The following is a 5,724-nucleotide window of genomic DNA, read 5'->3' as shown; positions in this document are numbered from 1 at the left end:
GCAGGGCGGCTTCGAAGGGCCAAACCTTCATCTCCCGCACAGCACCGCTATTTGAAGTTCGCTACCATCAACTCCCTTTCGCGTTCAGGACACACGCGCAAGCGGCACGTCGTGGTCGACTGCCTCGGCCTGCTGCTGGCCGTGATGGTCACCGCCGCCAACACGACGGACCGGGAAGCGGCCATGCCGCTGCTGGAACAGCTGCGGGCCCGCTTCCATCGCATCGCCCTGGTGTGGGCGGACGGCGGCTACGCGGGCCGCCTGGTCGCATGGGCGGCCGAGAAGCTGCACCTCACCATTCGTCAAACGCTCGGACGACGTCACGGGGTTCGTGGTGCTGCCGAGGCACTGGATGGTGGAGCGCACGCTTGGCTGGCTGCGGCGTTCGCGCCGCCTCGTGCGTGACTACGAGACCCTGCCCGCCGTCCACGAGCAGATGGTGCTGTGGTCCATGACTCGACTCATGACCCGCAGGCTGGCGCGTCGGCGAGCGTGAACCGGCCCGGGGCCGGCTCAACCGCCCAGCCCCGGCCGGTCAATCGCTTCATCTTCGACCGCACACCCTCGACGCTGGCCGGGCACAGCTCCAAGCCGAGCACGGCGGCGATCTCCTGGCACGGCATCGCCCCGTCTCCACCCGACCGGCGTTCCGCCAGTACGGCCAAGATCCGCTGGTAGTCCACCGCGAGCACGGCCGCCGACAGCCCGGGCCGCCACACCGGCACGATCGAACCCGCACGCGCGGCACGCGGCGCGGCCACCCGGGCAGGCGCCTCGGGGCCTGGCTCCGGCTCCGGCCTGGAGGGCTGCTCGATCGTGACCGGATCACCCCCGCCAGCCTCCAGGGATCGGGGCGCGGCCAGGACCTCGCCCACACGCTGGCGGGCGATCAGCCACTCCTGCCAGGCCGTCTCCGCCTCGGCGAGCTCGGACAGCACCCGGTCCGCCTTCTCCCGCAGCCCCTCCACGCGCTCACGCGCGGCCAACTCCCGCTCCTCCAGCAGACCCGCAACCGACGGCACCCGGCCCCTCCACCAACGAGACAACCCGACGCCCCGAGCCTGCCACGATGAGGCCGACATCATGCCTGACCTGCGGAAGCACACCCGTCAAGTACGGTACGACAACGGCTTCTGAAAACAGCAACTGCGACGGCAGCTGAGCAACCGTCGCAGCGTGGTTGTGCTTACAGACTGACCTTAAAGCCCGAGGTCCTTAATTGAGGTCAGCACGTCGGTCCAGAGTGCGTCCGGCGACGTCAAGCTGCCGTCCGCGCGAATCAGCGAGACCGTCTCCGTGAAGCCGTCGTACTTCTCCTCTTCCGAGAAGAGGGCTTGTTGCCAGCCGTCTCCGCGAGCTCGCCAAAGAGCAACAGTCGCTTTCTCTGCCGCACGCGCATACACGCCCAGGTCGAACTGGTAAGTCTCGTGAAGCACCCACCCGTTTCGTCTGTGCTTGTCTATGCGCCCGGTGTCAAGGTTACAGATCCCGACTTTCGACGCTTGCATGGCATAGTGAACCATGAGATAGATCAACGCGGGTTCGTCTTCGCGGAAACCACTCGTCGCACAATTTGAGCAGCCGCCCTGGCCGGAGCTCACGATGCTGGAATAGCGGGGGCTGACGAACTCGCCGCACTCCATACATGCGCAGAGCCAAGGTGCCCTCGTTCCGGGGAAATCGGCGAGAGGCCAATAACCTCGCTTTATCATGTTGGCCTTCGCCGTCTCGGGGTTGACCGCCTTCATGGAGCAGAACTTGCACCGGGAACCGCGATAAGCGGTGCCGGCATAGCGGGGCTTGACGAACTCGCCGCACTTCATGCACACGCACGGCCAAGGCGCGCTGGTCCCGGGAAAGTCGGCGATAGGCCACAGATCGTGAGCGATCATTACCGTCTTTGCCTTGACAGGGTCCACGTCCTTGCGCCCGCAGGACCAGCACCCGCCGTTCCCTCGATGCACCACGGAGTTATAGGTCGGCTTCACGAAGCGACCACAAGCCATGCAGATGCTAAGCCACGGAGTGCTGGTGTTCTTGAAGCCCTCGACAGGCCAGACTCCACGTTCGATCATTCGATCCTTCGCTTCGCCTACGTCGGTCGTCTTCGCTGCGATGGCACAGTACTTGCACCCTCCTTGCCCATTAGTGACTACGCTTGCATATGTCGGGGTGACGAACTCCCCGCATGTCATGCAGACGCATAGCCACGGAGTCAAGGTGCTCGGGAACTCCGAGACCGGCCATAGCCCTTTCTTGATAATTCGCTCTTTCGCTGCGACTGGGTCAAGTCGCTGACTGTTCGCTCTCTTCTTGGTGCCGCAACTCTTACAGCCTCCCGCCCCTTTGTTGACGACGTTGTTGTATCTAGGGGTGACGTAATCTCCGCATGCCATGCAGACGCACAGCCACTTGACTTGAGTGTTCTTGAACTCCGATATGGGCCATAAGCCGCAGGAGATCATGTTTTCCTTGGCCTCTTCTGAGCTGATTCGCGCCATGCTGCCTCGATCGGTCCTGAGGATGGGTGCGGTGGGACCGCAGGGCGAAAATAAAAGCGCATGATTCACCAAAGGTCAAGAAATGCAGGTCAGTTGGGGGTGCCCGAGAGGGTGTCAGTTCAACCGGAATGAGAGCATCCGAATCGCCCCTGCATCCGTCAACTCGTCGTAGTCATGCCTTCGATCGGGTGGTCCGAACTGAGACACCTGGCGGCACAGCTCCCTTGATGGCCTCGCCCAGAGCGCCGCGGGCATAGGTGGTCTGGCAGATGCTGAGACAGCTGAACTGTTCCTAACGCCGGCGCGGTGGAGAAAGGCCGGCGCTCTCCGCTGGCATCGCTGAGCCCAGCACCGGCACTCGCCTGAGCACCCCCCGCGCGCCCGTACCCCCGCCGCGTCCCAGCCGTCCAGAAGGGCGGCAAGGGCGCGGCGCTGCTCTTTCTCGCGGGCAATCTCCCGGCGGCCTCGGGCCCGGGGAGAGACCTCCCCCCTCGGCTGTCGCGTGGGAAGAGGTGTCGTCGTCCGGGATGGGCTTGCCCACCGGGGCTGGCCTGCGAGAACGGGTGGTGTCCGGTTTGGGGGCGCCCACCTTCGGTCCCCCGTTGAAAGCAACCGTCCGGCCAACGGTTCAGTCGCCGCTCGGTGCAACCCTCTCCGGGGCCTCCAGCCGGTCCAGGCGTTCGTAGAGGGCGCGGACGAGGCGGGCGCGGCTCTGGACGCAGCTCACGGTGCCCTCCAGTGGTACGGACAGCCGGCCTTCGGCCTCGCGCAGGACGACGTCGGCGAGCGCCCGGGGCCCGCTGTCCTTGGGTAGCTGGCTCGCGCGACGCCGGACGTCGGCGGCGACCGCGCAGGCGTGGCCGGTCAGCTGGAGGCCGACCTGCCCGTAGTCGCGTGTGGCGAGCGTGTCCTTGCCGGTCCATGCAAGAACGGCCTTGACGAGGCACTCGTACGGTTCGCGGTCGAGCGGAAGCTCCGCCTCGATCAGGCCGGTGGGGTCGTACAGGACCGTGTGGCTGCTGGTGTGCATGGCGGCCTCGCTATTGGGGCGTCTTCGCGTGGGTGTCCTCGCCGTCGGCCCTGTCGTCCTGGTCCTCGCCGTGCTGGTCGAGGAACCGGGCGAAGCCCCGGTCCGCGCGGCGTCGATGCGACGGTGTATCTCGATCGAGTACGGGATCGACAGCCGCTCGGACAGGGCATCAAAGAGCGGCCGGTACAGCTCGTCGACCTGGTCGACGAGGGCGGCCCTGCCGAGCGCGTGTGCGTAGGCGCGCTGGTGGCGGTGCCCCGTTGCGGGATCGACGACGACCTCGTGCGGCGCGTTGTCGAGGGCGCCGAACAGCACCTCGACGGGGATGCCGAAGCGCCGTCGGACCCGCGCAGCGGCGGCGAATGAGAGGGACTGTATGAGGGACGTGCCGAGGTGGGGGACGCCGTTCATCTGTGTTCCGACCACGAACGTCACTCGTGACGGGGACATGGTTCGTATGCGGGGCACGAGGATGTCCTCGGCCGAGCTGAGCGCGTTCGCGAGCACAGTGTTCGGTGAAACAGGGTGATCAGTCATGGTTCATCCCTCGGTTCGTGAACGGGATTGCGTCGCCGGGCGGCGGCCGGGGTGCTGCCGAAGAGCGACGATCAAGCGGCGGGCAGCGTGCGGAGACTCGGTGTCCCGGCCTATACGAGCGCCGCAAATTCCTCGTCAAGGCTCACGATCGTGCACTCTCTCAAGGCGCACACGAGCTGCGCCGCGACCGTCCAGCCGAGCAGCGGCGACCCGAACGGAACGACGTCCATTTCGACCGGCAGGGGCCCGATTCCGCTCGCGGTGTACCGCCGGCCCAGCACGCCGCACACCTCGGACTCGCCGACGCGCACGAGAACACTGCCGGCCCACATCTGCCGACACTCCTCGCGCGCCCTACGCACGCACTGCAGGCAGGTCGGCGGGTGAGTAGTGACGAGGCCGTTCGGCCACCCCTGCCAGTCCTCGTGTGAGTCTTCGAGCAGCCACAGCGTCCCGCGGTCGTTCTGGTCGGCCGGCTCACTGCACACCTGACACAGCAGATCGGTCATGGCTTGGAACTGCCGACCGGGATGCACCTTGCCGTACCGGGGTTCGCCGACGCCTCGGCGGTCGGGGCGCCGCAGCATCAGCACCCCCTCGGCGGTCCGGTCCGAGGCGACCTCGCCCGCGTAGCCGATCCCCCCGAGCAGCCGGTATACGACGGGCGGGTCGTCGACGACCTCACTCGACCAGGCCGTGATGTACGGGACGGTCGACGGGGGCTTGCGGCACGTCTTGTGCGTGTACGCCGGCGGTAGCTTGCCGCCTGTCCGATCGCGGCGGCCGACTTGCTTCTTCTGCTCGCCGGGCTCGATGGGCTGCTCGCAGATGGCGCAGATCACGAGGCGGTCACCTGCCGCAGCTCGATCAGGCGCCGCGCGAGTTTGGACACTTGCAGCGCCGCTTGCATCATCGTGCCGAGTTGGAACCGCAGTGCGTCGTCGGCCGCATCGACGGCGTTCACGAGGGCGTACCAGTCTCGCGAGCGGTGCGGCCGATGCTCGGCCACGGCGCGCGCGGTCGTCAACAGCCGGGCAACCTCTTCGCGCAGCAGTCTGTCGATCTCGGCGAGACGCTCGGGCGTCGGCTGCTTGCGCGACGTATCGAACGCAGCCTCGATCAGGAACAGGATCGGCTCGTCGGTCTGCGCCTCGGCAGACGGGGCGGCCGTCATCGAGCAGTGTCCATGCCCGTGGCGGCGAGCACCGCGGCGTAGGCCTTGGGCAGCAGATCGGCGTCGGTGAGCGGCCCGCGCTCTTGCGGCGAGACGATCCACGAGCGCCCTTGCTGTGTGCGCGGGGCAGTCGACGCGGGGTGCGGCACGGCGACGTACCCCTCGGTGAGCACCTCGGCGTCGGGCAGTTCCCATCGGGCGGCCGAGCCGATCTCGACGAGCACCTCGACGCCGTCGGGAGTGTGCTGTACCGGGCCGACGGGCGTGCTGTGCTGCTGCATCTGCGCGACGGTCTTCCAGCCGAGGGCGCGCGGCAGGCGTACGACGTCCCACGCCTTAGTGGTTGTTGTCTTTCCGGTCTTGATGGCTGTGTTTCCGCTGGTCAGGTATAGGGTCGGCGGCCTCGTGGCAGTGGTGATGTGTCGTGTCGTCGCTGGGGTGGAGGTCGGGGATGCCGTCGGTCGTGGGGCTGCTGGAGCAGC

The 5,724-nt window shown here is 66.9% G+C and carries 8 protein-coding genes; 2 read left to right on the top strand and 6 right to left on the bottom strand.

The features are described 5' to 3' along the window. Together ACWD3E_RS43030 and ACWD3E_RS43025 are read left to right on the top strand one after the other, a co-directional pair. On the top strand, nucleotides 1–405 hold a 405-nt coding region (locus tag ACWD3E_RS43030), incomplete at its 5' end, for a transposase (RefSeq protein WP_451392904.1). After that, nucleotides 353–496, top strand: a complete 144-nt coding sequence (locus ACWD3E_RS43025) for a hypothetical protein (RefSeq protein ID WP_451392903.1) — start codon at nucleotides 353–355, stop codon at nucleotides 494–496. The genes ACWD3E_RS43030 and ACWD3E_RS43025, both read left to right, overlap by 53 nt. Here ACWD3E_RS43025 and ACWD3E_RS43020 read toward each other — a convergent pair. The 6 genes from ACWD3E_RS43020 to ACWD3E_RS42995 all read right to left on the bottom strand — a co-directional run bounded on the left by ACWD3E_RS43020 (nucleotide 462) and on the right by ACWD3E_RS42995 (nucleotide 5,523). Continuing rightward, on the bottom strand, nucleotides 462–1,022 hold the full coding sequence (locus tag ACWD3E_RS43020) for a hypothetical protein (protein WP_451392902.1): 561 nt from the start codon (nucleotides 1,020–1,022) through the stop codon (nucleotides 462–464). The genes ACWD3E_RS43025 and ACWD3E_RS43020 overlap by 35 nt on opposite strands. Nucleotides 1,023–1,199: 177 nt before the next feature. Continuing rightward, on the bottom strand, nucleotides 1,200–2,501 hold the full coding sequence (locus tag ACWD3E_RS43015; RefSeq protein ID WP_451392901.1) for a hypothetical protein: 1,302 nt from the start codon (nucleotides 2,499–2,501) through the stop codon (nucleotides 1,200–1,202). A gap of 628 nt (nucleotides 2,502–3,129) precedes the next feature. Then, on the bottom strand, nucleotides 3,130–3,531 hold the full coding sequence (locus tag ACWD3E_RS43010) for a DUF6415 family natural product biosynthesis protein (RefSeq protein ID WP_451392905.1): 402 nt from the start codon (nucleotides 3,529–3,531) through the stop codon (nucleotides 3,130–3,132). 647 nt (nucleotides 3,532–4,178) lie between these two features. Next, a complete protein-coding gene (locus ACWD3E_RS43005) occupies nucleotides 4,179–4,910 on the bottom strand; it encodes a hypothetical protein (RefSeq protein ID WP_451392900.1) in 732 nt (243 codons plus the stop codon). Beyond that, nucleotides 4,907–5,242 (bottom strand): DUF6415 family natural product biosynthesis protein, encoded by a 336-nt coding sequence (locus ACWD3E_RS43000; protein WP_451392899.1) that lies wholly within the window; start codon nucleotides 5,240–5,242, stop codon nucleotides 4,907–4,909. Before ACWD3E_RS43000 ends, ACWD3E_RS43005 begins: the two co-directional genes overlap by 4 nt. Then, nucleotides 5,239–5,523 (bottom strand): hypothetical protein, encoded by a 285-nt coding sequence (locus ACWD3E_RS42995; RefSeq protein WP_451392898.1) that lies wholly within the window; start codon nucleotides 5,521–5,523, stop codon nucleotides 5,239–5,241. Before ACWD3E_RS42995 ends, ACWD3E_RS43000 begins: the two co-directional genes overlap by 4 nt. Between the last annotated feature and the right edge of the window lie 201 nt (nucleotides 5,524–5,724).

Source organism: Streptomyces sp. NPDC002676, assembly GCF_053592455.1.
Note: the sequence above shows the minus strand (reverse complement) of the source record. Positions and strands in the feature narration are given on the sequence as shown.